This is a genomic window from Mesorhizobium loti (assembly GCF_013170705.1).
Lineage (GTDB): Bacteria > Pseudomonadota > Alphaproteobacteria > Rhizobiales > Rhizobiaceae > Mesorhizobium > Mesorhizobium loti_D.
The window spans coordinates 914307-939204 of record NZ_CP033334.1 but is presented as its reverse complement, the minus strand read 5'-3'; the positions used below and the strand labels follow the sequence as shown (position 1 = coordinate 939204).

Here is a 24898-nt window from a genome sequence, read left to right as displayed (position 1 = left end):
CACATTTTCGTGACATCATACCTGTTCCACCACTCCGCGCGAGGCAGTTGTCATCCATGACGTCGGACTTTGGTCCGGTCTTGCGCTTCCAAAGGTCCTGGGTGACAAACGCAACGGTCGGAGGTCGCTTCCGGTCAATACATCTTTCGGCGATGTTGCTGGTTGCAACGTTGGGGTGGGCGCGCCGGCTCAATCGACGGAGATCAGGATGAACGGATCGATCACGGCCCGTTGTTGCCGGCTGGCGCTCGTCTCCGCGGCCACGCTGCTGTTGACCATCGCCCCCTATCGAATCGCGCTGCAAGGCCCCGCCTCCGGGATCAATGCCGCTGTCGCACAGGCCGCCAAGGGCGGCAATGGCGGTGGCAACGGCGGCAACAGCAGCGGTAACGGAAATGGAAGTGGCGGCAGCGGCGGCAACAGCAGCAGTAACGGAAATGGAAATGGCGGCAGCGGCGGCAACAGCGGCGGTGGCAATAGCGGCAACGGAAATGGAAACGGCGGCAATTCCGGAACAGATGGCGGTGATGATGGTGGCGGCAACTCAGGACCGGGTGCCAGCCAGAGCACCGGCACCAGCCATGTCAACGCCACGACCGGCGACAAGGTCAGCGTGGACGGCAGCAAGATCTCGGTCGAGCACCCCAACGGCATGACGGAAAAGATCGAGAACGGTCGTTTCAGCATGCGCGACGCGCTCGGCCGCACGATCATCGACCGTCGGGCCACGCCCGCCGATGTCAGGCGTCTCAAGGCCTTGTGAGGCCGGTCAACAGGCAACGACCAGCTTCACACCTCACCTTCGCCGCCCCCGGCGGAGGTGACCTCGTTTTGTCCGCCTCTCGCTCGGTTCGGCGATGGCCTACGCGCGGTTCCTGTCTCGGTCGCGCAACTCACGCATCATGAGGGCCGCCTCGGTTCGGTTTCGCACGTTGAGTTTTGACAGCACCCCGGTCATGTGGTGCTTGACCGTCTTCTCCTGCAGCTGCAGGCGCAAGGCAACCTCCTTGTTGCTGAGCCCCTCCGCCACCAACCGGAGGATTTCCGTCTGTCGTTCGGTCAGTTGCCGCAGCCGGTCCGCCTCGGCATTGGCAGGCTGCGGGGACTGCAGATCGGACAGCAGCCGCGCCGACAGCGTCGGTGAAAGATAGCTCTCGCCAGCCGCGACGTTGCGCAGGATGTCGGCCAGGGCGCGCGACCCGACACCCTTGAGGATATAGCCGTGCACCCCCGCATTCAGGGCCTTGGTGACATCGGCATTGGCCTCCGAAACGGTCAGCATGACGATCTTCTGGGCGGGGTTGTCGGCAAGGATGCTTGCAACCGCGGCCAGGCCGCCGCCCGGCATGGAGATGTCGAGCAGCAATATGTCGGGCTGCGCCGTCGAGGCGATGCGTTCGGCATCCTGCGCCGTCGCGCCTTCGCCGACGATCTCGAAGCCTCCGATCTCCGACAGGCTGCGCGTCACGCCTTCGCGAAACAGCGGATGATCGTCGACAATAGCGATTCGAATGACGCCAATCATGCTTGCTCCTCAACCGATAGACTGATTACCAATCGCGTGCCTTGTGCTCCGGTCAAGGTCTGGAACTGGCCACCAATGCTTTCGACCCGCTCCCGCAGGCCGGCCAGCCCCAGCCCCTCGACCCGCGCCGGATCGAAGCCCGGCCCGCTATCCGACACCTCTACAAACAGCCGGCCATTCTTCATCCCGGCACGCACCGCCTGATCCTTGGCCCGCCCGTGGCGATACGCATTGTTCAGCCCTTCCTGCACGAAACGATAGATGCTGATCTTCTCGGATGCGCCGGGTTCGGGCAAATGCTTGGGCATGGTAAGCGTCACCGAGGTTCCCGTCCGGCGCTCATGTTCGTCGACGGCCAGCCGCAATATCTCCTTGGCGGCGGCCGTCTCTATCTGCGGCAGCACAAGGCCGGTGCAGATACCGCGTATTTCGCGCATGGCATCCTCCAGCGTCCTGCGGATCATCGCGACCTCGGCCGAACGGCTCTCGGTCCAATGGCCGTCGTCCGAAAATATCGGGCTGTCCATGCGTAACGCCGCCAGCGCCACCAGTTGCGCCGGTCCGTCATGGAGGTCGGCGCCGATCCGGCGCAGATATCTTTCGTTGAGTGCGGTGGCGCGGCGGGACGCCCGCTGCACACGCTGCCGCAAGGCGCTGTTTTGCGTCACCAGCTCCTGCAACTCCGACACCTGGTGACGCAGCGCCCCTCGCTGATCGTCGATGGTGCGGCTGGCGCGCAGGACGATGCCCGACAGCAGCAGAAAAGCCGTCAAGGTGGTGCCGGCCACGACCAGCCAGCTCGACAGCAGCGCGGAAGCCAGCGTGGCCTTGAAATCGCTGGCGACCTCGAAGAATTCGGTGACGGCCACCACATTGCCGGACCAGGGTTCGCGCACGGGATTGTAGATCTCCAGCAAGGGCGTGCCGACAGCCTGTTCCTTCGTTTCGTCTTCGTCGAACGTATCGAATTGGGCGGTGACGTTGCCCTGGAAGGCGGACCGCAGATTGTCGGTCAGATTGAAGCGGCGGCCGATCAAGGCCGCATCCTTGGCGTAGAGCACCGTGCCGTCGCGCCGCCAGAGCCTGAACGAAACCAGCCGCTTGCCGAGCGCGCCCTGGCCGAGCGTCTCGTCGAGCGCCTGCTTGACGGCCTCGCTGAGCTCTTCGCTCTTGCGCAGGTCCGGCAGCAGCGGGGCGATCACGCTGTCGACATAAAGCGCCGTCGTGGCGGCCGAATTGCGCATGACGCCGTCCCGGATCTGCGTCGTTACCCAGGCGCCGACCACGAGCATGACGGCCAGGAGGCCAAAGCCGCCGGCAACGAGGAATTGCAGGGCAAGCGAAAGCTCGCTCCAGCGCCGCGCCAAATTCTGCAGAATACGAATCATAAGCCCCTGACCGCCCCCCTCCCCATCGACAGCTGGGCGACATTGGCACATTGAGCCTCAGTCTTGCCGTTGCCAAGACCTTAGTTGGAACGAGTTCGCTTGACGTCTCGGGGCGCTTCGGAAACAAGGTCCGCTGCGCACGCGGCGGCAGCCGCTTCTAAGGGGACGGGACATTGGGGTTTTCGGGACTGCTGCAGCTTGGCTTTTCAACGGTGATCTTCCTTCTGGCGGCGACCGCCGCCAAGCAATGGGGCCTTGCGCCGAGCCTCGGCAAGATCCTGCTGACGCTCGCGCTCTATTCACTGGGCAATTTGATCATGCTGCGGCTGATCCGTGAGTTCGGCATGTCGGTGTCCTTCAGCCTCTCGGCCGTCATTCAGCTGGTCTCGGTCAACGTCGTCGCGCTGGTGTTCTTCGGCGAGCGCGTCAACGCCCTGCAGGCCGCCGGCATCGTGATGGCGATCGCGGCCGTGGCGCTGATCACGCTCGGGCCCTATCTGCAGGGACGATGACCGAATGAAGGCCGCGGTACCGATCCGATGAAAGACACTGCAAGCACCCTGCTTAACCGGATCGAATTCCCGGTCCTGCTGGCTGGCCTCGTCGTCGCCGGCGGGCTTTGGGGCTTCGAGGAGTTGATGGAGGTGGCGCGCGCCACCACGCCACACGCCTTCGACACCGAAATCCTGCTTGCCTTCCGCCAGGCGGGCCAACCCGGTATTCCAATCGGCCCGCCATGGCTGGAGGGGGCGATGCGCGACATCACCAGCCTGGGCAGCGCCAGCGTGCTGGTGCTGATAACGACGGCAACGATCATCTATCTGCTGTTGATCCGCAGGCCTGGGACCGCGCTTCTCATCTTCGCCGCCGTGGCGGGTGGCCAGATTTTGTCGAGCCTGCTGAAGGTCGGCGTCGACCGGCCGCGGCCCGAGCTCGTCTCGCATCTGGTCAGCGAGACATCGCTTTCCTTCCCGAGTGGCCACGCCATGCTGTCGGCGGTGACCTATCTCACGCTCGGTTCGCTCGCGGCGCGCTTCCTGCATGGCCGGGCGACGAAGATATACGTCCTGTCCCTCGCCGTGCTGACGACGGTGCTGGTCGGCGTCAGCCGCATCTATCTCGGCGTCCACTGGCCGTCGGATGTGTTGGCAGGCTGGTGCGCGGGCTTCGCTTGGGCGATGCTATGCTGGTTGGTGGCGCGGATGCTGCAGCGGCGCAAGGTGGTGAGCGACGATACCTATGGCGCCTGACCGCATCGCCCGGGCTTGCCCTCAGATCAATCTGTTGATCAGGTGTCCACCACAGCCTGCCAGCGCCAGAACCATTGACAGCCAGCATGCCGATGTCACCAAAGTTTTGAAACTGCTCAACCGCGTTATCCCTTCCTTCAGATGGACAACATCCTAGCTTGCAATCCTCGGGAAGTATCGGAAATGGACAATCAGGCGACGGTGTTTAAGTCACAAAGATTCATATTGATGCTTGAAACGTCATGCGCCATTTCCGCGGACGCGGACATGGGTTCCGGCCGATGATCACTGCCGCGCAGATGCGTGCCGCGAGGGCTTTGGCCGGCATCGATCAGAAGACGCTGGCCGAGCGCGCCGGCGTTTCGCTTCCAACCATCCAGCGCATGGAAGCGAGCGATGGCGTGGTCCGGGGCGTGGTCGATACGCTGATGAAGGTCATCCAGGCGCTCGACGAGGCCGGGGTGGAACTGATCGGCGAGAACCAGGCCAGCGAGCGCGGCGGCAGGGGCGTGCGCCTCAAGCCCGCCGCACCACCGGCGCCAAGCGGCCGCTGATGACCTGTGCCGGCTCCGCGACGCGCGGGCGCGGCTGGCGGGGAAGTGAGAGGCGCGTCCCTTCGGTCCAGCTTCCTTTCAACGGAGGAGGGCGGCTGGCCGGCGTCTCATCGGTTGAGCGATCTCGGACCGCTGACGAACGGGCTGCCCCTGAGATAGAAGCGCAGCAGGCGGTCGGCATCCTTCGAAATGCCGATCCTGATGCCCTGCCCGATCTCACCGGGGCTCTGGGCATCGCCTGCGAGCCATAAAGGCCCTTTCTGGCAGAGGTCGAGCCCGTCGAGCGAACGATCGATCCGCAGTGCGGAGGCCAGCCTTCCCGGCCCGCGCGCCAGGTCGCGCAAGCGCTCGATGCCACGGTTCCGCCGCATGATCGCGATGCCTTCGAGCGGTTCCAGCGCCCGGATCAGGACACCGGTGCCGATCCCCTGCCCCTCGCTCGAGACATTCAGCATCATGGAGGTGCCATAGGCGAGATAGACATAGGCATGGCCGCGCTCGAGGAACAGCGAGCGGTTGCGCGGGGTCATTCCCCTGAAACCATGCCCGGCGGCGTCGCCGACGACATAGGCCTCGGTCTCGACGATGCGGCCGCCGACAATGCCTTCGGGTAACGCCCGCATCACCAGCTTGCCGATCAGGAAGCGGGCGAGAGCGACGGTCTCGTTCGGCAGTTCCGCACGGGCGATCGGCGGATGATTTTCCCCATGGCTCACAGTATCCGCTCGGCCCATTGTGCCCGCGAGGCTCCCGGCTCGAATGGATCGCTGAAATACTGGGTCTCGCGCGCCACCTTGCCGTCCAGGAACTCCATGATGCTGACGGTATGGGATGGCCGCCCGTCATAGGTCAGGACATATTCGGTGACCCAGAGGTCATCCTTGCCGATGATCCGCCGCACGGTGAAGCGCTTGCGGTTCGGCTGCGCGGCGCGGGACGACTGGATGTTGCGCCGTCCGCGGATGCGCTCGCCCGATTGCGGATAGTCGAGCACCGCATCCTCCCGGTAGATCTGGTGTTCCGCCTCGAAGTCACCTGCGTCGGAAGCCGCCCAGTGGCGATCCAGGGCCGCCCGGATGCCCCCGTCTTCCATGGCAAAGTCTTCCATGGCAAACCTCCATCGCCGTCGAAGGACCTTTCCTACCACGGTCCATCGACGGCTGTTAGCAAAGGTCGCGGCTCGCCCCGAGCCGCCGTTTCTCAATCGAGCTTCAGCGCCGCCACCTCGCCCTCGTTCATCAGCGGCACATAGAGGATCGACTTGCCGTCGGTGCCGATGTCGGCGCTGCCCGGCTTGAAATGCGCCACCGCTTCTGGAGTTCCGCCGGCCTCGTAGCGGTAAAGCGTGCCGGTCAAGTAGGCGGTGGCGTAGATGGTGTCGCCAATGGCGATGACGCCGTCGAGGTCGGCGAATCTCCGCGCGCCGGGCAGCGGCGAAACCACCTTGCTGGCGAGGTCGACCGACAGCAGCCCGCCCGGCTCCGCCGTGCTGAAGTCGGGCTTGATGCCCTTGCCCCAGGAGGCCACGATCAGCCGGTCGCCGTCGGCGAAGACGCCATTGGGCGAAGCCAGCAACGCATCCCTGACGAACGGCTCCGGCCTGTCGCCGTCGATGCGGTAGATCGTGTCGGCCAGCATGTCGCTGACATAGACCTTGCCTGTGTGGTCCGCCGTCATGTCGTTGAGGAAGACGGCATTCGGCACCACGATGCTGGCGACCAGCCTGCCGCTGGCGAGATCGACGACGCGGACCTTGGTGATGTCGGCGACATAGAGCTTGCCGGCCGATATCGCCATGCCCTTGGGCGCGTCCATGCCGTCGGTCCAGTGCTGGGTGACGATCTTGCCGTCCAGCGACAGCACGCTGAGATAGCCGTTGCCGTCGGCATCGCCCGGGTTACCGACGATATTGGAGACGATGATGCGGTTGTTGGCGGCGTCGAACAAAGCTGATTCCGGTTGTTGGAGGCCCGTTGCGCGCCAGAGTTCGCCGGCCTGGACCGCTGGTGCGGCCGCGATACCGATGGTGGCGACCAAGGCTGGGATGATGAAGCGTTTCATGGCTGTTCTCCTGTGCTGACAGGCGACGAGCTAGGATTTTCGATACTTTTCGAAAAGTCTGATTGCCGCTAGTATCGAAAATCGATACGAAATTGCCGGCAAGAGGTGCATCCCATGAACGGTCTGATCTTCGAGGCGCTGAAGCGGACGCTGAAGGCGAAGGGCGTCACGTATCGCGAGCTGGCCGATCGCATGGGCGTTTCCGAGCCGACGGTGAAACGCATCTTCCACGAGCGCAACTGCAAGCTCGACCGGTTGGTCGAGATATGCGCCGCAGCCGGCGTCGAGCTGGAAAACGTGCTTGGCTCGATGAACCGGGGGCCGGGGCCGGTCAACCATATCGCGCCCGAGATCGAGCGCCGGCTCGCTGGGCGGCCCGCGCTGATGTTCATCTTCGTCATGCTGTCGGAAAAGTTCACGCCGCAGGGCATCATGCGCTCGCAAGGCCTGAGCGAGGCCTCGATGTTCCTCTATCTGCGCGACCTCGAGGAACTGGGACTGATCGCGCTCGGCCGGGGCCTCACGGCAAGATTGCTGGTCGAAACGCCGATCCAGTGGAATTTCGAAGGGCCGCTCAGGCCGCTGTTCGAGATGACCAACAAGAATTTCATCGGCTGGGCCATCACCCATATCGAGAAGGAGGCGACCTTCGTCAGCTTCTCCAGGCGGATGCGGCCTGAGACGGCCGAGATGGTGCGGCGCGAAGCGGAAGACCTTGCCGAGCGCGCCAAATTGCTGGCTCACCACGACCAGCATACGACGCCCGAGGACGGGCTCACCGGCTACAAATGGACGTTTGCCTTTGGAGCGACGCCATTTCCCGCGATCATGCCGATCGGCCCGCACCCGCGCGATGCCGGCGCCAGGACGCCTGAGCAGCCCACCGCAAAAGGACGGCGCCCGCTTCCGGCTTGAAAGGCCGCTATTCGGCGGCCTTCGCGTCGGCGGCCTTGTCGTCCCAGGTCACGGACCGGTAGTCGAAGCCATATTCCAGCGTCGGCTTGACGATGCGGAAAAACGGCGACAGGTCGAAGTCGCGCGGCGTGTAGAGCGAGTGGTGGCGGATGTGCAGGATTTCCTTGCGCATATAGCTCGACTGCGCCGAGGCGCGGCCCGGCGCACGGGTGATTTCGGGCAGGATCGGGTAGTGGATCCGGCCATAGGCCTCGGCGATGAGCGAGGAGCAGATGGCCCGGGTCGGGTCGCCGGAGCCGAAGGCCAGCATGCGCCGGCGCCAGCGCACCGGCACCGGCGGCGTCGGCAGGAAATAGCGCAGCATGTCGAAAATGTTCTTGAGGTCGTATTTCAGACCAAGCTTGCCGATCATGAAGGCGACGACCGTGTCGCGGTCCTCCGGCGTCAGCCCGCTCGCCCGGCAGATGCGGGTGTTGTAGGTGCGGTAGCGAGACAAGGGTACCGCCACGCAGCCTTCGCGGAGCGTGACCTCGACCAGCCGCCGCCGCTCTGTTCCGTCCTCCGGTTCGGCCAGCGCGTCGCCGACATAGAGGGCCGCATGCGACCATGTCGACTGGGTGAGGTACTTGATCGCCGCCGAGATCTTCTGGTTGCCCTCGATCAGAAGGATGTCGCCGGGTTCCAGCGTGCGGCGCAACGTTTCGGGATCCGACGGCGTGTAGGGTTCATAGCCGGAGGACTCTTCCTGCAACCGGCCGGCGAGCCAGCGGCCAAGTCGGTCCAGGAGCGTGTCGCCGGGCTCGGTCATGATGCAGCGTGACTAGCACACGCCGGCGGGGAAGTGCCAGCGTGCAGGCCTCGTCAGCCGGCCGAAGCGCTCGTCTCGTCGCGCGGCGCCGGACTGGCCAGATCACCGCGCGCCTTGCGGGCCAGGTTCTTCGTCGAATGCTTGGGGCTGTCGCCGAACAGTTCGGCCGCCTCGGCAAGACATGACTTTCTCAGGCTCTTCTCCGAACGTTTCATGAGCTTGCCGAGAAGTTTCGTGTCCTCGGGCGGGCCAAGCGGCTCGTCATCCGCCTCGAGCAAGGCGCGCATGACGAACAGATCATGCAATTCGCCGAGCCGCTCGCCCAGTGCATCGACCGCCTTGCGCCGCGCCTTGATAGGCGTCGGCCAGAGCCTGCCCAGCAGCGACAGGTGCATGCCATGCGTCTTGGCCGCCTTGCGCAGATCGTGGAAATCGTCGGCCTCGCCGCGCGAGCCAGCCTTGTCGAGCGCCTTCCTGGCACGGCGCAGGGTGACCCTGGCGCCTTCGGCAAGCACGTCGGCCGCCTGTTCCGGCTGGTCTGGCAAGTCGAGGCTTTCGATCCGCTTCATGCCGTCTTCGCAGGCGGCGGTCGCCGCGCCGATCGCCGCTTCGAGGCCGGCGGCTTCGTGGAGATCGTGCTGGCGGGCAATCATCCGGTCACGTACGGTATCGAGCCCGCCATCGGCGCTCTCCTTCGGGAAAGCTGCCGCCAGCCGGTCGATGGTCTCGATCAGCGCCGTTGCCTCGCGTGGGCCGGCAAGCAGGGCCGCAACGTTGCGATAGCACTGGTTCTCCGTCGTGCAGAATGTTTCGTCACCGGAATGAACCAGACGCAGCAAGGCACGCGCACTCTTGAGCCGCTTGCGGCATTTGTGCAGTCCCTGCTCCGGCCGGCTGCGCGCCGTATCCAGATGCAGGAGCGCCTTGCCAATTTCCTCGGCAAGGATGCGCCTGACCTCGCCGGTCAGCGGCAGGCGCGGGTCGATACGAAAGCTCATGCGGCGATCTCCGGTATCCCCCCGAGGGCGAGCGACGCGTTGTAGAATTTCTGCTCGCCGGTGACTTCACGGCCGAGCCAGTCAGGCAGCATTTCGTCCGGCACGTCTTCCGGCGTCTCGAGTTCGGCCACCACAAGTCCCGCGAGTGCACCGCCAAAGACGTCGACTTCATAGAGATAGCCGCGATGCCTAACATGGTGACGTGTCTTCTCGATGACACGTCCGATGGCGAAGTCCAGCATCTCGACGGCATCGGCGAGCGGGATTGGATACTCGAACTCGTCGCGCTCGCGCGCGCCGCTGCCGAATTTGAGCGTCAGATTGGCGGAAGCGCCGTCGCTGATGCGAATGCGCACGGTCCGGCCAGGCGTCGCGGCGAGATAGAACTGGAGAATGCGGATATCCGCCTCGACCAACTCCCGCCACGCGGTGCTGGAGACCAGGAACTTGCGCTCGACTTCCTTGCCCATGGCCGCGCACTAAAGCGTTTGCCACGGGCGATGGCAAGACAACTCCGAACACAAGTTGACTTTAATCAATCGATTGATTAAAGTCTTGCCATGATCAAAGTCCCCGACACCAAAAATCCCCGACGCGAGACCTCTCCGGCGGATCTGACGCGCACCGCACTCGTGCGGGCGGCGCTGAAACTGTTCGGCCGGCAGGGTTTCGATGGTACCTCGACCCGTCAGATCGCGGCCGAGGCGCAGGCCAATATCGGGTCGATCGCCTATCATTTCGGCGGCAAGGAAGGCCTTCGCGCCGCCGCCGCCGACTATATCGTCGAAACCATCCAGACGATTGCCGGCCAGGCATTGGGCAGCGCCCAGGCCGCGGCGGCAAACGATCCGGAGGCCGCGCGTCTGCTGCTCTTCGGGGCGCTGGAGCGGATGGTCGGCTTCATCGTGGCGCAGCCGCAGGCCGGCGAGATCGTGCAGTTCGTCCTGCGCGAACTGTCGCATCCGACAGCAGCCCTCGACCGCATCTATGACGGCGTGTTCGAGCCGACGCATCGCCGGTTGTGTCTGATCTGGGAGCAGGCGACCGGCGAGCCGGCCGAAAGCGAGCGGACCCGGCTCACCGTCTTCACGCTGATCGGCCAGGTCATCTATTTCCGCATCGGCCGCGAAGCGGTGATGCGCCGCATGGGTTGGCACGATATCGGCGCTGTCGAGGCCGCCAAGGTCGTGGCGGTCACGACGGACAACCTCGGCGCCATACTGGCCGCCCGAAAGATCGAGGATCGAGCGGCAGGGATGAAGGGGCAAAGACCATGAGCTTTCTGTGTTCGCTGCCGCTCGCCGCGCAGCTTCTCGGGGCCTGTGCCCCCACCGCCCCCCTGGCCGTCGGCTATGTCGAGGGCGACTATGTGCTCCTGGCGCCGATCGAGGTGGCGCAGGTCGAGGCCGTCGCCGTGAAGCGCGGCGATCGCGTCACGCCGGGCACGACGGTGGTGACGCTGGAAAGCGCCGACGCCAAGATCGCGGTGGCGCAGGCCGAGGCAAGCCTCGCCCAGGCGCAGGCGCAACTCGCCGATTTGCAGGTCGGCAAGCGGCCGGAAGAAATCGCCGCACTCAAGGCGCAGGTCGACATGGCCAAGGCGCAGGCCGACGACGCGAAGCGCAAATACGACCGCGCCGCCGATCTGTTCAAGCGCGGCACCGGCACCCAGGCCGATTACGACACCGCCTCGGCGACGCTGGAGACCGCCAATGCGCAGGTCGGCCAGGCCAGGGCCAATCTCGCCGTCGGTGGCCTGCCGGCGCGGCCCGAGACGATCAAGGCCGCCGACAATCAGGTCAAGCAGGCGCAGGCAGCGCTGGAGCAGGCTCGGTGGCGGCTGTCCAAGCGCAGGCTGGCCGCGCCCTCGTCCGGCCGCGTCAATGACGTCATCCGCAATCCCGGCGACACGGCCGGCCCGACCGCGCCGGTCATCTCGATGCTGCCTGACGGCGCGGTGAAGCTCAGCGTCTACATACCGGAGACCGCCTTCTCCTCGGTCAGGATAGGCAGCCTGCTCAACGTTCATTGCGACGGCTGCGGCGGTGGTGTGAAGGCGCGCGTCAGCTATGTCTCGCCCGATCCCGAATTCACCCCGCCGGTGATCTATTCGCTCGAGAACCGGCAGAAGCTGGTCTATCTGGTCGAGGCCCGCCCGGAGGGCGATGCCGGCCCACTGCAGCCCGGCCAGATCGTCGACGTCGATCTTGCGGAAACGGCCAGATGAACGCCATCGACGTTCACGGCCTGGTCAAGCGCTTCGGCGACAAGACCGTCGTCGACCATGTGACGATGTCGGTCGCCGAAGGCGAGATCGTCGGCTTCCTCGGCCCCAACGGTTCGGGCAAGACCACCACCATCCGCATCATGTGCGGCCTGCTCACGCCGGACGAAGGCGAAGGCACGGTGTTGGGTTTCAACATCCGTACGGAGTCGCTCAGGATCAAGCGCGAAGTCGGCTATATGACGCAGAAATTCTCGTTCTACGAGGATCTGACGATCGGCGAGAACCTAGAATTCGTGGCGCGGCTCTACCGGCTGAAACCGGTCGAGGAGTATGTGGCCAGGACACTGGAGGAACTCGGTCTCACCTCGCGCCGCAACCAGTTGGCCGGCACGCTGTCCGGTGGCTGGAAGCAGCGGCTGGCGCTCGCCGCCTGCATCATGCACAAGCCTAAGCTTCTTTTGCTCGACGAGCCGACGGCCGGTGTCGATCCGAAGGCGCGGCGCGAATTCTGGGACGAGATCCACCGCCTCGCCAGCGGCGGCCTCACCGTGCTGGTCTCCACCCACTACATGGACGAAGCCGAGCGCTGCCACCGCATCAGCTACATCTCCTACGGTAGGATGCTGGCCACCGGCACCGTCGCCGAGGTGGTCAGGAATGCCGGCCTGACGACGTTCGTGGTGCAGGGTCCGCGGCTGGCCAAGGTGGCCGAAGAGCTGCAGGGCCGCCCCGGCGTCGACCAGGTGGCGCCCTTCGGCGCGACGCTGCATGTCGTCGGTTCCGACAGGAAGAAGCTCGAAGCAGCGCTTGCCGATGTCGAGAAGGAGCACGAGGGCGTGACGGTCGCGCCGGGCGAAACCAGCCTGGAGGATGTCTTCATCCAGTTCATGTCGGGGTCGAAGGACAATATGGCATGAACAGTGTCTTCTCCTTCGCCAGGCTTGGCGCGCTGCTGATCAAGGAGTTCATCCAGATGCGGCGCGACCGCATCACCTTCGCCATGATGCTCGGCGTGCCGCTGCTGCAGCTGGTGCTGTTCGGCTTTGCCATCAACAACGATCCGAAGGGCTTGCCGACGGCGCTGGTGGCGATGAGCAACGACCAGTACACGCGCGCCATGGTCTCGGCGCTGCAGGTGACGGGCTACTATCGTTTCGACCATGTGACCCAGAGCGCCGAGGAGGCGGAATTCCTGATGGCGCGCGGCGACGTTTCCTTCGTCGTCACCATCCCGGCCGACTTCGCCAGGCGTGTCGAGCGGGGCGACAATCCGCAAATCCTGATCGAGGCGGACGCGACCGATCCGTCGGCGGCGAGCGGCGCCATTTCCACGCTGAGCACGGTGGCGAGCCAGGCGCTGCTGCGCGCCCAGGGCATGCAGGCCGCGGCCGCCGAGAATGCCAGGCAGCAGCTGCAGGTGGTGGTGCACCAGCGCTACAATCCCGAAGGCATTTCGCAATACAACATCGTGCCCGGCCTGCTCGGCGTCATCCTGCAGATGACCATGGTGATGATGACGGCCATGGCGCTGACCCGCGAAACCGAGCGCGGCACGATGGAAAACCTGCTCGCCATGCCGTCCAGCCCGGCCGAGATCATGCTGGGCAAGGTGCTGCCCTTCCTCGTCGTCGGCGCGGTGCAGGTGGCGGTGGTGCTGGTGGCGGCCAAGCTCCTGTTCGACATTCCCTTCGTCGGCAGCCTGACGCTTCTGTTGTCGTCGGTGCTCGTCTTCGTGCTCTCGCTGGTGCTGCTCGGCTACACCATCTCGACCATGGCCCGCTCGCAGATGCAGGCCATGCAGCTGACCTTCTTCTTCTTCCTGCCGTCCCTGCTCTTGTCCGGCTTCATGTTCCCCTATCGCGGCATGCCGGGCTGGGCCCAGGCGCTGGGCGAAATCTTCCCGCTGACGCATTTCCTGCGCATCACCCGCGCGGTGATGCTGAAGGGCGCCGATTTCCACGCCATCGCCACCGAGATAGGCTGGCTGGCCGTGTTCGTGCTGGTCTTCGCGGGCACCGCGCTGCTGCGCTTCAGGCGCACGCTGGACTGACCGGCGCTCGCGAACCATGATCGCCAATGACGACGGCCGGATCGTAAAACGGCGTCCGATCGCCCGCATCTCCCGCATGGCAGAGTCGCTGATGGCGGGCATGGCGCGGCGGACAAAGCGCTCAGGCGGCCGCCATGATCCCGGCATAGGTACTGAAATCGACATTGCCGCCGGACAGCACCACGGCGACATTCTTGCCCGACAGTTCGATCTCGCCCGATGACAGCGCCGCCAGCGCGACGCAGCCGCCCGGCTCGACCACCAGCTTCAGATAGGCCATGGCGTCGCGCATCGCCTGTGCCGTCGCCTTATCGGAGACGGCAATGGCGCCGGCGAGGTTCTTGCGGTTGATCTCGAACGTGATCACGCCCGGCTCGGCCGTCAGGATCGCGTCGCAGATCGAACTGTAGCCCGCTTCGTTGGAAACCCGGGCGTCGGCGGCGAGCGAGCGGCGCGTATCGTCGAAATGCTCGGGCTCGACCGCCCAGACCGCTGTGCCTGGCGAGGCGTCCTTGACCGCCACCGAAATGCCGCTCGACAGGCCGCCGCCCCCACAGGGGATCAAGACGGCGTCGAGGCTGACGCCGAGCGCCCTGGCCTGCCGCATCAGTTCAAGGCCGATCGTGCCTTGCCCGGCAATGATGGCAGGGTCGTCGAAGGGCGGCACCAGCACCATCCCCCTGTCGAGATAGGGGCGAACCACGGTCATGCGGTCATCGCGGAAGCGGTCGAAGGGCACCACCTCCGCGCCCATCTTGCGAACATTGCCGATCTTCATCGCCGGCGCGTCCGCCGGCATGGCGATGACCGCCTTGACGCCGAACATGGCGGCGGAAGCAGCGACCCCCTGCGCATGATTGCCCGACGAGAAGGCGACGACACCCCGGCTGCGTTCCGCCTCGCTCAGTAATGACAGTTTGTTGTAGGCGCCACGGAACTTGAACGAGCCGGTGCGCTGCAGCGTCTCCGGCTTGAACAGGACGCGGCCGCCGAAGCGCTTGTTCAGCTCCTGCGATTCGATCAAGGGGGTTTCGACGATCAGCCCGGAAAGACGGGCCGCCGCGGCGTGGATGTCGGCGATGCCGGGAAGGGTGGTGGCGGTCATGCGAGGTCCAGTGAAAGTGGGTGTCTTCTCATGATGCGCGCAAACAGCCGTGGCGCACCATCGAAAAAATGTGACCGTTACAATGTTGGGTGAGTCAAAATCCGATGGACGGCGCTGCCCCTCATCTGGCTGCCGCCATCTTCTCCCCGTGAACGGGGAGAAGGGCGCTGTCGCCTACGCTTTCGCCAGGAAGCGGACGTTGCTGGAGGAGCGGCGACGGCCGTTCACGGTGAGAATGCCCGGCAGGGCAATGAGGGGCAGCGCCGACCATGACGGTTGGCCCCGGCCCTCCTCTATGGCTCCGGGCGTTCGTCGCTCGAAAAGCCCATTTGGGGGCTTTTCGTCCGCTGCGCGGACCGCTCCTCATCCAAGCAGCGTCCGCTGCCTCTTGGTTCCGCCCAGCTTGCGCCAATTGTTGAAGCGGTGGGTGGCGGCCGCAAAGGAGATCTTCATCTGCTGGGCGACCGAATAGCGCGACTTGCCTTCGTCGAACATGCGGTAGCAGCACTCGACCCCCTCCTCGGTCAGCTTGCCGTCGGGGGCCTTGTTGTGCGGGTTGGCGGGGTCGAACTTCTCGATCTGCTGCTCGACCAGGCCCTTCAGGCGCTGCAGATCGGCCTCGATGCCGGCAATGAGATCGAGAACGGGTTTCGGGTCGAAATGCTGCGGGTGCGGCTTCGTCATGCGCATGCTCCTCATTCTTGTGTTAGGTTCAGCTATATAGGTGAATCTTTGCCAATAATAAAGAAGCGGGGCCACTTGAGTGTTTCAACAATTCTTGAACCCGTGGCCACGGCGCGATTGACCCGGAGCGTGGCAAACCCTAGTTTAGAACTATTCTAAACTAGGGTCCTTTCCTCATGCTTTCCCGTGTTTTCGGCTTCGGCCGCCGCCCCTTCGAATCGCTCTCCGAACAAGAAATCCTGGCGCTGGCCATTTCATCCGAGGAAGATGACGGTCGCATCTATCGGGCCTATGCCGACGGGCTGGCGGAAAGCTTCCCGCAATCGGCGAAGGTGTTCGAGGAGATGGCCGAGGAGGAGGACGGCCATCGCGACGCCCTGATCGAACTCTTCCGCAAGCGTTTCGGCGAGCGCATTCCGCTGATCCGGCGCGAACATGTGAAGGGCTATTTCGAGCGCAAGCCCGACTGGCTGGTGAGGCCGCTCGGCATCGAGCATGTGCGCCGCCAGGCCGAGGCGATGGAGCAGCAGGCCTACCTGTTCTACGTCGAGGCGGCAAAGCGCACCACCGATGCCTCGACGCGTAAACTTCTCGACGACCTCGCTATAGCCGAACAGGGTCACGAGACACTGGCGCAGCGGCTGGAGCAGAAGCATGTGCCGGGCGACGTGAAGGATGAAGAGGCCGCCGCCGAGCAGCGCCAGTTCATCCTGACTTACGTGCAGCCGGGCCTTGCCGGCCTGATGGACGGTTCGGTGTCGACGCTGGCGCCGATCTTCGCCGCTGCCTTCGCCACGCATGACACCTGGCAGACCTTCCTGGTCGGACTTGCCGCGTCGATCGGCGCCGGCATCTCCATGGGTTTTACTGAAGTCGCTTCCGACGACGGCAAGCTCTCGGGCCGCGGCTCGCCGATAAAACGCGGCATCACCACCGGCGTCATGACATCGGCCGGCGGTCTGGGCCACGCATTGCCCTATCTCATTCCGCATTTCTGGACGGCGACGGCCGTCGCCGCTGTGGTGGTGTTCTTCGAATTGTGGGCCATCGCCTTCGTCCAGAACCGCTACATGCAGACGCCCTTCCTGCGCGCCGCCTTCCAGGTGGTGCTGGGCGGCGCGCTGGTGTTCGCGGCGGGAGTGCTGATCGGGAATGCTTGAGCGCTGCCGCGCCAGCCACTCACCCATTCACCGCCCGGCTGTCCGCCGGCGCCTCGTCCCTTTCGGTCAGTCCGTAGTCGCGCACCACATGCGCGATGCGCAGCCGATAGCCGGCAAAGATGCCGCCGCGGCCGGCCTGCTGCGCCTGGCGGTGCTCTTCGGTGTTGCGCCAGGCCTTCACCGCGTCCTCGTCGCGCCAGAACGACAGCGACAGGATGCGGTTCGGGTCGGCGAGACTCTGAAAGCGCTCGATCGAGATGAAGCCGTCAATGCCGTCGAGCAGGGGCCGCAGCTTGGCGGCGATGCCGAGATAGGCATCGCGCCGGCCCTCCGCGGGCTGCACCTCGAAGATGACGGCGATCACGGCAGCACCAGCTTGGCGTGGGGCCCGGAAACGTGTTTCAGGAACATGCGGTCCTCCTTGAGGATGAATCTTTCGCGGCGAGCGAACTCATAGTTTGCCTTGCCGGCGGGATCGGCGGCAAGGCGGGCCCGATAGGCTTCGTAGGCCGCCAGGCTTTCAATGTTGTAGGCGGCGTAGGCCGTCGTCGCCGACCCCTCATGCGGGGCGAAATAGCCGATCAGGTCGGCGCCGCAGCGCGGAATGGCCTGGCCCCAGTTGCGGGCATATTCCTCGAAGGCGGCCTTGCCGAACGGGTCGATCTCATAGCGGATGAAGCAGGTGATGGTCATGGTCGGCTCCCTTGGGTCTTGCATCGACGCTTCGAGCGCGGTCGAAACGTCATGCGCATCCATGTGCTAGGCAGTTTGGTGTCAGGAGCCATCGTCTCTTGCGTCGCCGGCTCCTTGAGCTGAAGCCAGATTAGTGGTTGTCTCACAAGAATGCTTCGATGAGGATCAAACCATGCGTGAAGGACCTGATATCGCGCGCATCGCCAGCCTGGTCGGCGACCCGGCCCGCGCCAACATGCTCAGCGCGCTGATGGGCGGCACGGCGCTGACGGCGAGCGAACTGGCGCTGGAGGCCGGCGTCTCCTTGCCGACCGCCAGCTCGCATCTGTCGAAATTGATGGAGGGTGGGCTGCTGACCTTGGCCAGCCAGGGCAGGCATCGCTATTACGGTCTCGCCGGTCCGCAGGTCGCGGGCATGATCGAAGCCATCACCGGTGTGGCGGAAGCCGTTGGCCCCAAGCGTGTGCGGCCGGGTCCGCGTGACGCGGCGATGCGCGTCGCGCGCGTCTGCTATGACCATCTCGCCGGCGAGCAGGCGGTGGCGATGCTCGACCGCCTTGTCGAGAGAGACATCCTGCTGCGCGACGACAAGGAGATCAGGCCTGGTCCGTCGGCGGCATCGCATTTTTCCGCCATGGGCATCGATGTCGATCCCAGGCCGCGCCGGCCGGTCTGCCGCGCCTGCCTCGACTGGAGCGTGCGCCGCTCGCATCTCGCCGGCACGCTGGGCGCGGCCATCCTCGACAAGATCCTTCTGGAAAAATGGGCACGTCGTGAAAAGGACAGCCGCGCGGTCATCTTCTCGCCGCCGGGCAAGCAGGCGTTTGAGAGGGCGTTTTTGGCGTAGTTTGCCAGCGCTCACCCACCTTCGTCATCCTGGGGTCTGCGCTGCGTCGCTTCGCTCCTTGCTTCGCCCTACGATGACGAAGTCGAGTAGGCTTACCCCCGCTTCAACGCCTTCCCCTGCTCGAAAAACCCCTTCCACGGATCGGCTTGCGCCAGCTGTTTCAGCGTCGTCTTGTCGCCGATCGGGAACGCGTTCGGCGCCAGCCCGGCCTCGATCTCGGCCCAGGTCACCGGCATCGACACGGTAGCCCCCTTCTTGGCCCTCGACGAATAGGGCGCGACCGTCGTCGAGCCGCGGCCGTTGCGAAGATAGTCGACGAAGATTTTCCCGGTGCGCGCCTTCTTCGACAGCGTCGCCGTGTAGCGGCCGGGGGCGCCCTGTTCGAGCGCCTTGGCGAAATCATGGGCGAAGGTCTTTACCGCATCCCAATCCGCCGAGGGCTTGAGCGGCACCAGCACGTGATAGCCCTTGCCGCCCGATGTCTTGACGAAATTCGGCAGCGACAGCTCATCGAGCTTGCCCCTGATGTCGAGCGCCGCCTCGCGTACCGCTTCCACGTCGACACCCTCATCGGGGTCGAGATCGAAGATGATCTGGTCCGGCTGTTCGAGCTTGTCGATCGTGCAACCCCAGATATGGATCTCGACCACCCCGTACTGGACGAGCGCCGCGACGCCATCGAAATCCCGGACGAACAGGATCTCCTCGCCATCGGTTGGGTCTTTCATCCGCGCGATCTTGTCGCTCATGCCGGCCGAGGCGTGTTTCTGGAAAAAGCGTGGCCCGCCAACGCCGTCCGGCGCCCGCACCAGGCTGAGCGGACGGTTGACGACGAACTGCTCCATGCGCGGCCAGACCTCCGCGTAATGGTCGAGCAGGCCTTGCTTAGAGATCTTTTCGTCGGGCCACAGCAGCTTGTCGGGGTGGGAGAGCTTGACGGTGGTCGTTACCGCAGCGGCGGATTTGCCGGCGCCGCTTGACGACGGCTTGGCCTTGCCTGTCGCTGCCTTGGGCCTTTCCTGCACAACGTCCTCCGCCGGCTTGTCCTCGCGCAGCCCCTGGAACGAGGCATGGCGTATTATACGGTCCGAGGTCCAGCTGCGAAACTCCACTTCGCCGACAAGCTCCGGCTTGACCCAGACCAGACCCTTGCCCTTCGGCACGGCCCTGTCGAAAGGCGAATCCTTGGCCTTCAGCCCATCGAGTTTTGTCTTCAGCTCCGTCGCACCCTTGGCGGAGAAGCCGGTGCCGACACGCCCGGCATAGTGTAGTTTGGCGCCCTCATAGTAGCCGACCAGCAGCGAGCGCAGCCCGCGCCCGGTCTTGTCCGACGGCAGATAGCCGCCAATGACGAATTCCTGCCGCGCCGTGCATTTCGACTTCACCCATGTCGGGCCGCGCCCGCTGCGATAGGGCGCATCGGCACGCTTCGAGACGACGCCTTCCAGCCCCATGCGGCAGGCATGCTCCAGCATGATCTTGCCGGGCTCGGAAAAGTGGTCGGAGAAACGCACCGCCGGGTTCTCGGGCTGCTTGCCGAGCAGCTCCTGCAAGGCCTGCTTGCGCTCGACCAGCGGCTCGGCGCGCAAATCCTTGCCGTCGAGGCGCATCAGGTCGAACACATAGTAGATGAAGCGATGTGTCCGCTTTGCCGACAAATCCTGCTGCAGCAAGGCGAACGACGAGACGCCGCTGTCGGCCAGTACGACGATCTCGCCGTCGATGATGGCATCGCTGCATTTCAGGCCGGCGAGTTCGGTGACGATTTCGCCGCCGAATTTCTCCGTCCAGTCGAGTCCGGTGCGGGTCAAGAGCCGCACATCGGTACCCGCGATCTGCGCCTGCATGCGATAGCCGTCGAATTTCACTTCGTGCAGCCAGTCCTTGCCCGGCGGCGCATCCCGTTCGAGTGTCGCCAGCTGCGGTTCGATGAAGTCGAGTTTCCGGGCGGCCGCCTTCGCGTTGCCGGCCGCCGGCCTGTTCGAATGCCAGACGTCGGGCTTTCGGCCTTTCGCCGTCTTGCCTTCGCCGATCTCCTCGATCGTCAGGCCGGACTTCACCGATTGCGGCGCTTCCTTCAGTATATCCACGCCCGGGCGCGCCGCTGCATCGTCCGATTTGATCAGCAGCCAGTTGTCGCGCTTCTCGCCCGGACGCGGTTTCAGCCTGACCAGATGCCACAGCCCATGCAGCTTGTGACCCTTGAGCTCGAAGTTGATATGGCCTTTCTTCATCGCCTTGGCCGGGTCGGTCTCGGGCACCCATGTCCCCTCGTCCCAGACGATGACCGAGCCGCCGCCATATTCGCCCTTGGGGATCGTGCCCTCGAACGGAGCGTAGTCGATCGGGTGGTCCTCGACATGGACGGCCAGCCGCTTCTCATGCGGGTCCAGGCTGGGGCCACGTGTCACCGCCCAGCTCCACAGCACGCCACCATGTTCCAGCCGAAGGTCGTAATGCAGCCTGGTCGCCGCATGCTTGTGGATGACGAAAATGCCGCCCTCCTCGCTTTTCCCGGTCCGCGCGACCTTGCCGGCCGGTTCCGAGGTCTTCTTGAAATCGCGCTTGGCGTTATATTGCTCGAGGCCGGCCATTTGGTACCTCAGGCCGATTTGCGCTTGGGCGCGGCCGCTTTCGGCTTGGCGCGCTTGGCCGCCGGTTTGGCTTTCGCGGACGACGCTTTCGTAGAGCCTGAATCCGAGGAAAGGCTCTTCTTCAGCGCATCGAACAGGTTGACGACATTCGAGGGTTTGGGCGTCGCCTGGGCCTTGGGCGCCTTCTTGCCGGCCTTCTTGGCGCGGATCAGTTCGAGCAGCGCGTCCTCATATTTGTCGTCGAATTTCGACGGATCGAACTTCGCCTTCTTCTTGTCGATGATCAGCTCGGCCAGATCGGTCATCTCCTGGTCGGTCTTCACCGCCTTGATCTCGCCGAACACGCTGTCCGGCTGGCGCACCGTATTGTCGTAGCGCAGCGTCGTCAGCACCATGCCCTTGCCGAGCGGCTCGATGACCACGGGGCGTTCCCGGCTGTAGAGCACGATGCGCGCCAGCCCGGCCATCTTCTTCCCCGCCATGGCATCGCGGATGACGGCGAAAGCCTCCTCCGACACCTTGTCGGCCGGCGCGACATAATAGGGCGTGTCGAGATAGATTTGCTGGATCGAGGCTTTGTCGACGAAACCGTCGAGGCTCATCGTGTGCGAGGATTCGATCTGCACCGCCTCGATCTCGTCCTCCTCGATATGGACGAAGTCGCCGTCGTCCAGCTCATAACCCTTGATCTCGTCGCCATCCTCCAAGGGCTTGCCGGTTTGCGCGTCGACATAGATGCGTTTCACCGTGTTGCCGGTCTTGCGGTTGAGAATGCGGAACGAGACCTTTTCGGTATGGGTGACGACATTGGTCAGTTCGACCGCGCAGGTGACCAGCGACAGCTTCAGATAACCCTTCCAGGCAGGGCGCGGCGCCATGGCAATTCCTTTCCGCGATCAGATGAAGGGAAGAACGGGCAGGGCGCGCTCCAGTTCCGCATGCGCGTGACATCAGGCATGCCAAAGCGCGCCTGAGCCATTGTGGCGGCCAGAACGGAAATTTCACCGCTGGTCAAAAATTGGAAACAGAACCGCGCCCAGGCGACATTCAAACGAAACATATGTGATGCAAAAGTCACACTCCGCGGAATGGCGACAAAAGGCATGGAAACACCCCGAATCAGCCGCATTCCGGCCACGAAGCAACGGGTTTTCGACCAGAAATTAACATCACGTTCACCGACTATTCACGCCTCGATGCTATCATCCGCGCAATTCGGAAGGGACATCCGAAAATCGGGACAGGGACGGGTAAAATGAACTTCCTAACGCACCTCATCGGCTATGCCGCCGCCATTCGCGAATTCGTCGCGCCGACCTATCGGCCGGAGCGCTACTACATGCGCGGCCCCGGCCCGGCTTGCGCCCGTCGCGGTACCTCGCTCGGCGCGCACTGACCATGACGTTCGAGAGCCGCCACAACAGCCGGATCTGCCGGCCAGGCGCCAACTCCCGCGCCACCACCTATCGCGCCGAGCGCCCGGCTTTCGCCGACGAGCGGCGCTCGACAACGCCGCGTCTTTGACCACCTACGGCTGGTGTCCCAGGACACGAGCAGCCGAGGCCCGCGTGACCGACCTTCTTCGGTCTAGTCTGCCAAGCCAGTCCTCCCGCTGAACCATCTTTCGATGCAAGCCGTCCGTCGATCGTCTTCGACGGCGCCTGCCTGCTGTGCTCCGGCTTCATTCGCATGCTGGCGAGGCAGGCACGCCATGGTTCAGCTCAATCCGGCAGGGCGGCGATCGCGACAATTTCAATGACGATGTCGGCTTGAGCGAGCGCGGCAACGCCAATCACCTCCGAGGCGGCGGGTTGTTGTAACTGCAGTGCTTCGGGCAATGCTCGGCGAAGAACGCGTCCAGAACGTCCAGGCGAAAATTGGGAGAGCTGAGAACGCCGCCATCGGGAAATGGTCCTCTGACAAAGAACGTCAGTTTGACGAGGTGTTCAAGCGTGGTGCCCAGCTCCTCAAGATCGGATTTGATATTGCCCAGAACCTCAAGCCACTGCGCCGCCGCATCGCCAGCGAAACGACCGCCCCGCTTGCCCATAGGATCGTAGTCGGCGGCGGTCGCAGTGTTTCCACAGAGGTAAGCGAATCCCTTCGCTCCGCTGACAACTGTCCCCTTGCCCCACGGCATCAACCGGTCGTTTTTGAATTTCCTGTGGGTCACGAGTTCCATTTCTCATCTCCCATCTCTGGTGTGACGTGCCCGGATCATAAAGGCTGGTCGCAAGGATAGTGCTGCGAGGCATGGTCGCCAGTCCGCGGCCGGCCGCCTGGTGAAACCTGGTCCTTGCGAAACCGCGTGACGAAGCCGAAAATTTTTCTTGGCGCGCTGTCGAAATCGGTCGTCGCCGCGCGACATACGTCTGGCCCCGCAAGGACGCGGCCTTCGAAACCACGGGAGATGACCCATGCGATACATGCTGATGATCAACAACGACGAAGCCGCGATGGCGGCCATGCCGATCGAGAAGGCCCGGCAGATGAGCGCGGCCTATAGCGCCTATACCGACGCGTTGAAGAAATCAGGCGCGTGGCTGGCCGGCGAAAGGCTGCGCCCGACCCAGGCGACCACCTCGGTGCGGATCGCCGACGGCAAGACCAATGTGATCGACGGCCCCTATGCCGACACCAAGGAGCAGCTTGCCGGCTTCTACATGATCGAGGCGGCCGACATCGATACCGCCATCGAATGGGCGGCGCGCTGTCCGGCGGCCAGCACCGGCACGGTCGAGTTGCGGCCGATCTGGGAAATGGCCGACTACCTGCCCAAGGATTGACCGCGTTGGACAGTCGCCCGGATATCGCCCGGGCGGCCGCCGAGGCCGCCGCCAGGCAGAGCTATGGCAAGCTGGTCGCCTGGCTCGCGGCGCGCACGCGCGACGTGGCCGCGGCCGAGGACGCGCTGGCCGACGCCTTTGCCGCGGCGCTCGAACGCTGGCCGAAATCGGGCGTGCCCGAAAAGCCGGAAGCCTGGCTTTTGGCCGTGGCGCGCCGGCGTCGTGTCGATGCGGTGCGGCGGCGGCTCACCCGGGAGGCCGCCCGCGATCATCTCAAGCTGATCGCCGAGGAGATGGAGGCGCGCATGACCGACGAAGATCTGCCCGACGAACGGCTGCGGCTGATGTTTGCCTGCGCGCATCCTGCGATCGAACCGGGCGTGCGGGCGCCGCTGATCCTGCAGACCATCCTCGGCTTCGATGCCGCGACGATCGCTTCCGCCTTCCTGGTCTCGCCGGCAACGATGGGCCAGCGCTTGGTGCGCGCCAAGACGCGCATCCGTGAAACCGGCATTCCGTTGCGGGTTCCGGAGCGGGCCGAACTCGGCGAGCGGCTGGACGCCGTGCTGGAGGCGATCTACGCCGCCTTCGCCGAAGGCTGGTCCGATCCGGCCGGCACCGAGACGCGGCGCCGCAACCTCGCCACCGAGGGCATCTGGCTCGGCCGCCTGGTCGCCACGCTGATGCCGGAGGAGCCGGAAGCGCTTGGCCTGCTTGCGCTGATGCTGTTTGCCGAGGCGCGCCGCGCGGCCCGGCGTAGCGCCGAAGGCGAGTTCGTGCCGCTGGCCGAACAGGACTGCGACCTTTGGGACCGCGCCCTCATCGATGAGGCGGAGGCGCTTCTTTCCCATGCCGCGGCGAGCGGCGTGGTCGGCCGCTACCAGCTTGAGGCAGCCGTGCAGTCGGCCCACGCCGCGCGACGGCTGACCGGCCGCACCGACTGGGTGGCGATCCGCTCGCTTTACGACGCGCTGTTTTCGATTGTGGGATCGCCGGTGGTGGCGATCAACCGCGCGGTTGCGCTCGCCGAAACGCAGGGCGCCATGGCGGGGCTGGCTGCCCTCTACGTTCTGGGTGACGACAAGCGGCTGAATGAATATCAGCCTTACTGGGCGGCGCGGGCCGGTCTCCTGGCCAGGCTTGGCCAGGTGCCGCAGGCGACCGAGGCCTATGACAGGGCGATCGGCCTGGAACGCGATCCTGCGGTGCGCCGGTTCCTGCAAGGCAAACGCGCAACGCTGCGAAACTGAGCT

At 64.6% G+C, this 24898-nt stretch carries 31 protein-coding genes; 15 read left to right on the top strand and 16 right to left on the bottom strand.

All coding sequences use genetic code 11. From position 1 onward, the window contains the following. The first annotated feature begins 208 nt into the window (after positions 1-208). Positions 209-763, top strand: coding sequence for a hypothetical protein (locus tag EB815_RS04460; protein ID WP_056574075.1), 555 nt, complete (start codon positions 209-211; stop codon positions 761-763). A 99-nt stretch (positions 764-862) separates the two neighbouring features. Here EB815_RS04460 and EB815_RS04455 read toward each other — a convergent pair whose 3' ends face one another. Both EB815_RS04455 and EB815_RS04450 read right to left on the bottom strand, forming a co-directional pair. Then, the gene (locus tag EB815_RS04455; RefSeq protein ID WP_056574071.1) at positions 863-1525 is read right to left on the bottom strand and encodes a response regulator; all 663 of its coding nucleotides are present in this window, start codon (positions 1523-1525) and stop codon (positions 863-865) included. Then, a complete protein-coding gene (locus EB815_RS04450; RefSeq protein WP_056574068.1) occupies positions 1522-2913 on the bottom strand; it encodes a sensor histidine kinase in 1392 nt (463 codons plus the stop codon). Before EB815_RS04450 ends, EB815_RS04455 begins: the two co-directional genes overlap by 4 nt. A gap of 173 nt (positions 2914-3086) precedes the next feature. On the opposite strand from EB815_RS04450, the gene EB815_RS04445 reads away from it, so the two are divergent. The 3 genes from EB815_RS04445 to EB815_RS04435 all read left to right on the top strand — a co-directional run bounded on the left by EB815_RS04445 (position 3087) and on the right by EB815_RS04435 (position 4717). After that, the gene (locus EB815_RS04445; protein WP_056574065.1) at positions 3087-3425 is read left to right on the top strand and encodes a hypothetical protein; all 339 of its coding nucleotides are present in this window, start codon (positions 3087-3089) and stop codon (positions 3423-3425) included. A gap of 27 nt (positions 3426-3452) precedes the next feature. Next, the gene (locus EB815_RS04440; RefSeq protein ID WP_056574062.1) at positions 3453-4163 is read left to right on the top strand and encodes a phosphatase PAP2 family protein; all 711 of its coding nucleotides are present in this window, start codon (positions 3453-3455) and stop codon (positions 4161-4163) included. Between the two features lie 281 nt (positions 4164-4444). Further along, positions 4445-4717, top strand: a complete 273-nt coding sequence (locus EB815_RS04435) for a helix-turn-helix domain-containing protein (RefSeq protein ID WP_056576335.1) — start codon at positions 4445-4447, stop codon at positions 4715-4717. A gap of 107 nt (positions 4718-4824) precedes the next feature. On the opposite strand, the gene EB815_RS04430 is transcribed toward EB815_RS04435, so the two are convergent. The 3 genes from EB815_RS04430 to EB815_RS04420 all read right to left on the bottom strand — a co-directional run bounded on the left by EB815_RS04430 (position 4825) and on the right by EB815_RS04420 (position 6778). Next, the gene (locus tag EB815_RS04430) at positions 4825-5451 is read right to left on the bottom strand and encodes a DNA-3-methyladenine glycosylase (RefSeq protein ID WP_056574058.1); all 627 of its coding nucleotides are present in this window, start codon (positions 5449-5451) and stop codon (positions 4825-4827) included. Beyond that, positions 5430-5810 (bottom strand): nuclear transport factor 2 family protein, encoded by a 381-nt coding sequence (locus EB815_RS04425; RefSeq protein ID WP_056576333.1) that lies wholly within the window; start codon positions 5808-5810, stop codon positions 5430-5432. Before EB815_RS04425 ends, EB815_RS04430 begins: the two co-directional genes overlap by 22 nt. 107 nt (positions 5811-5917) lie before the next feature. Continuing rightward, positions 5918-6778, bottom strand: a complete 861-nt coding sequence (locus EB815_RS04420; protein ID WP_056574055.1) for an SMP-30/gluconolactonase/LRE family protein — start codon at positions 6776-6778, stop codon at positions 5918-5920. A gap of 114 nt (positions 6779-6892) precedes the next feature. Between EB815_RS04420 and EB815_RS04415 the strand changes: the two genes are divergently transcribed. Next, positions 6893-7693, top strand: coding sequence for a helix-turn-helix domain-containing protein (locus tag EB815_RS04415; protein WP_056574052.1), 801 nt, complete (start codon positions 6893-6895; stop codon positions 7691-7693). Positions 7694-7700: 7 nt separating this feature from the next. Here the strand turns inward: EB815_RS04415 and EB815_RS04410 are convergent, their stop codons facing one another. The 3 genes from EB815_RS04410 to EB815_RS04400 are packed head-to-tail and all read right to left on the bottom strand — an operon-like array spanning position 7701 to position 9969. Next, on the bottom strand, positions 7701-8501 hold the full coding sequence (locus tag EB815_RS04410; protein ID WP_056574049.1) for a YiiX/YebB-like N1pC/P60 family cysteine hydrolase: 801 nt from the start codon (positions 8499-8501) through the stop codon (positions 7701-7703). Positions 8502-8554: 53 nt separating this feature from the next. Continuing rightward, entirely contained in the window at positions 8555-9499 is a 945-nt protein-coding gene (locus tag EB815_RS04405) for a CHAD domain-containing protein (RefSeq protein WP_056574046.1), read from the bottom strand. Then, positions 9496-9969: a CYTH domain-containing protein gene (locus tag EB815_RS04400; protein WP_056574043.1), complete on the bottom strand. Its 474-nt coding sequence runs from the start codon at positions 9967-9969 to the stop codon at positions 9496-9498. Before EB815_RS04400 ends, EB815_RS04405 begins: the two co-directional genes overlap by 4 nt. 90 nt (positions 9970-10059) lie before the next feature. Here EB815_RS04400 and EB815_RS04395 point away from each other — a divergent pair, with 90 nt between their 5' ends. Genes EB815_RS04395 through EB815_RS04380 form a run of 4 tightly spaced genes read left to right on the top strand, consistent with a single transcriptional unit; the run spans position 10060 to position 13776 of the window. Next, positions 10060-10776 (top strand): CerR family C-terminal domain-containing protein, encoded by a 717-nt coding sequence (locus EB815_RS04395; protein WP_056574040.1) that lies wholly within the window; start codon positions 10060-10062, stop codon positions 10774-10776. Then, on the top strand, positions 10773-11726 hold the full coding sequence (locus EB815_RS04390; RefSeq protein ID WP_056574037.1) for an HlyD family secretion protein: 954 nt from the start codon (positions 10773-10775) through the stop codon (positions 11724-11726). The genes EB815_RS04395 and EB815_RS04390 overlap by 4 nt, the downstream gene beginning before the upstream one ends. Further along, on the top strand, positions 11723-12643 hold the full coding sequence (locus EB815_RS04385; protein ID WP_056574035.1) for an ABC transporter ATP-binding protein: 921 nt from the start codon (positions 11723-11725) through the stop codon (positions 12641-12643). The genes EB815_RS04390 and EB815_RS04385 overlap by 4 nt, the downstream gene beginning before the upstream one ends. After that, positions 12640-13776, top strand: a complete 1137-nt coding sequence (locus EB815_RS04380) for an ABC transporter permease (protein ID WP_056574031.1) — start codon at positions 12640-12642, stop codon at positions 13774-13776. The genes EB815_RS04385 and EB815_RS04380 overlap by 4 nt, the downstream gene beginning before the upstream one ends. A gap of 121 nt (positions 13777-13897) precedes the next feature. Here EB815_RS04380 and EB815_RS04375 read toward each other — a convergent pair whose 3' ends face one another. Together EB815_RS04375 and EB815_RS04370 are read right to left on the bottom strand one after the other, a co-directional pair. Then, complete coding sequence (locus EB815_RS04375) at positions 13898-14881, bottom strand: threonine/serine dehydratase (protein WP_056574028.1); 984 nt, start codon at positions 14879-14881, stop codon at positions 13898-13900. A gap of 363 nt (positions 14882-15244) precedes the next feature. Further along, a complete protein-coding gene (locus tag EB815_RS04370) occupies positions 15245-15565 on the bottom strand; it encodes a hypothetical protein (protein ID WP_056576330.1) in 321 nt (106 codons plus the stop codon). A 176-nt stretch (positions 15566-15741) separates the two neighbouring features. Between EB815_RS04370 and mbfA the strand changes: the two genes are divergently transcribed. Continuing rightward, positions 15742-16725 carry an iron exporter MbfA gene (gene mbfA / locus EB815_RS04365; protein WP_056574025.1) on the top strand — a complete coding sequence of 328 codons (984 nt, stop codon included), beginning with the start codon at positions 15742-15744 and terminating at the stop codon, positions 16723-16725. A 19-nt stretch (positions 16726-16744) separates the two neighbouring features. Here mbfA and EB815_RS04360 read toward each other — a convergent pair whose 3' ends face one another. Next, positions 16745-17089, bottom strand: a complete 345-nt coding sequence (locus tag EB815_RS04360) for an antibiotic biosynthesis monooxygenase family protein (RefSeq protein ID WP_056574020.1) — start codon at positions 17087-17089, stop codon at positions 16745-16747. Continuing rightward, entirely contained in the window at positions 17086-17418 is a 333-nt protein-coding gene (locus EB815_RS04355; RefSeq protein ID WP_056576328.1) for an NIPSNAP family protein, read from the bottom strand. Before EB815_RS04355 ends, EB815_RS04360 begins: the two co-directional genes overlap by 4 nt. Before the next feature lie 172 nt (positions 17419-17590). Between EB815_RS04355 and EB815_RS04350 the strand changes: the two genes are divergently transcribed. Further along, the gene (locus EB815_RS04350; protein ID WP_056574018.1) at positions 17591-18265 is read left to right on the top strand and encodes an ArsR/SmtB family transcription factor; all 675 of its coding nucleotides are present in this window, start codon (positions 17591-17593) and stop codon (positions 18263-18265) included. Positions 18266-18357: 92 nt separating this feature from the next. Here EB815_RS04350 and ligD read toward each other — a convergent pair whose 3' ends face one another. Genes ligD through EB815_RS04335 form a run of 3 tightly spaced genes read right to left on the bottom strand, consistent with a single transcriptional unit; the run spans position 18358 to position 21964 of the window. After that, entirely contained in the window at positions 18358-20859 is a 2502-nt protein-coding gene (ligD, locus tag EB815_RS04345; protein WP_056574016.1) for a DNA ligase D, read from the bottom strand. A gap of 8 nt (positions 20860-20867) precedes the next feature. Further along, a complete protein-coding gene (locus tag EB815_RS04340) occupies positions 20868-21737 on the bottom strand; it encodes a Ku protein (RefSeq protein ID WP_056574014.1) in 870 nt (289 codons plus the stop codon). Beyond that, positions 21704-21964, bottom strand: coding sequence for a hypothetical protein (locus tag EB815_RS04335; RefSeq protein ID WP_155772484.1), 261 nt, complete (start codon positions 21962-21964; stop codon positions 21704-21706). The genes EB815_RS04340 and EB815_RS04335 overlap by 34 nt, the downstream gene beginning before the upstream one ends. A 150-nt stretch (positions 21965-22114) precedes the next feature. Here EB815_RS04335 and EB815_RS04330 point away from each other — a divergent pair, with 150 nt between their 5' ends. Next, complete coding sequence (locus EB815_RS04330) at positions 22115-22255, top strand: hypothetical protein (protein WP_013892047.1); 141 nt, start codon at positions 22115-22117, stop codon at positions 22253-22255. A gap of 2 nt (positions 22256-22257) precedes the next feature. Then, positions 22258-22383 (top strand): hypothetical protein, encoded by a 126-nt coding sequence (locus tag EB815_RS33925; protein WP_274534592.1) that lies wholly within the window; start codon positions 22258-22260, stop codon positions 22381-22383. A 268-nt stretch (positions 22384-22651) separates the two neighbouring features. Here EB815_RS33925 and EB815_RS04325 read toward each other — a convergent pair whose 3' ends face one another. Then, positions 22652-23041 (bottom strand): RidA family protein, encoded by a 390-nt coding sequence (locus tag EB815_RS04325; RefSeq protein ID WP_244494113.1) that lies wholly within the window; start codon positions 23039-23041, stop codon positions 22652-22654. A gap of 235 nt (positions 23042-23276) precedes the next feature. On the opposite strand from EB815_RS04325, the gene EB815_RS04320 reads away from it, so the two are divergent. Then, on the top strand, positions 23277-23645 hold the full coding sequence (locus EB815_RS04320; RefSeq protein ID WP_056574011.1) for a YciI family protein: 369 nt from the start codon (positions 23277-23279) through the stop codon (positions 23643-23645). Between the two features lie 5 nt (positions 23646-23650). Continuing rightward, positions 23651-24895, top strand: coding sequence for an RNA polymerase sigma factor (locus EB815_RS04315; RefSeq protein ID WP_056574008.1), 1245 nt, complete (start codon positions 23651-23653; stop codon positions 24893-24895). Positions 24896-24898: the final 3 nt, after the last annotated feature.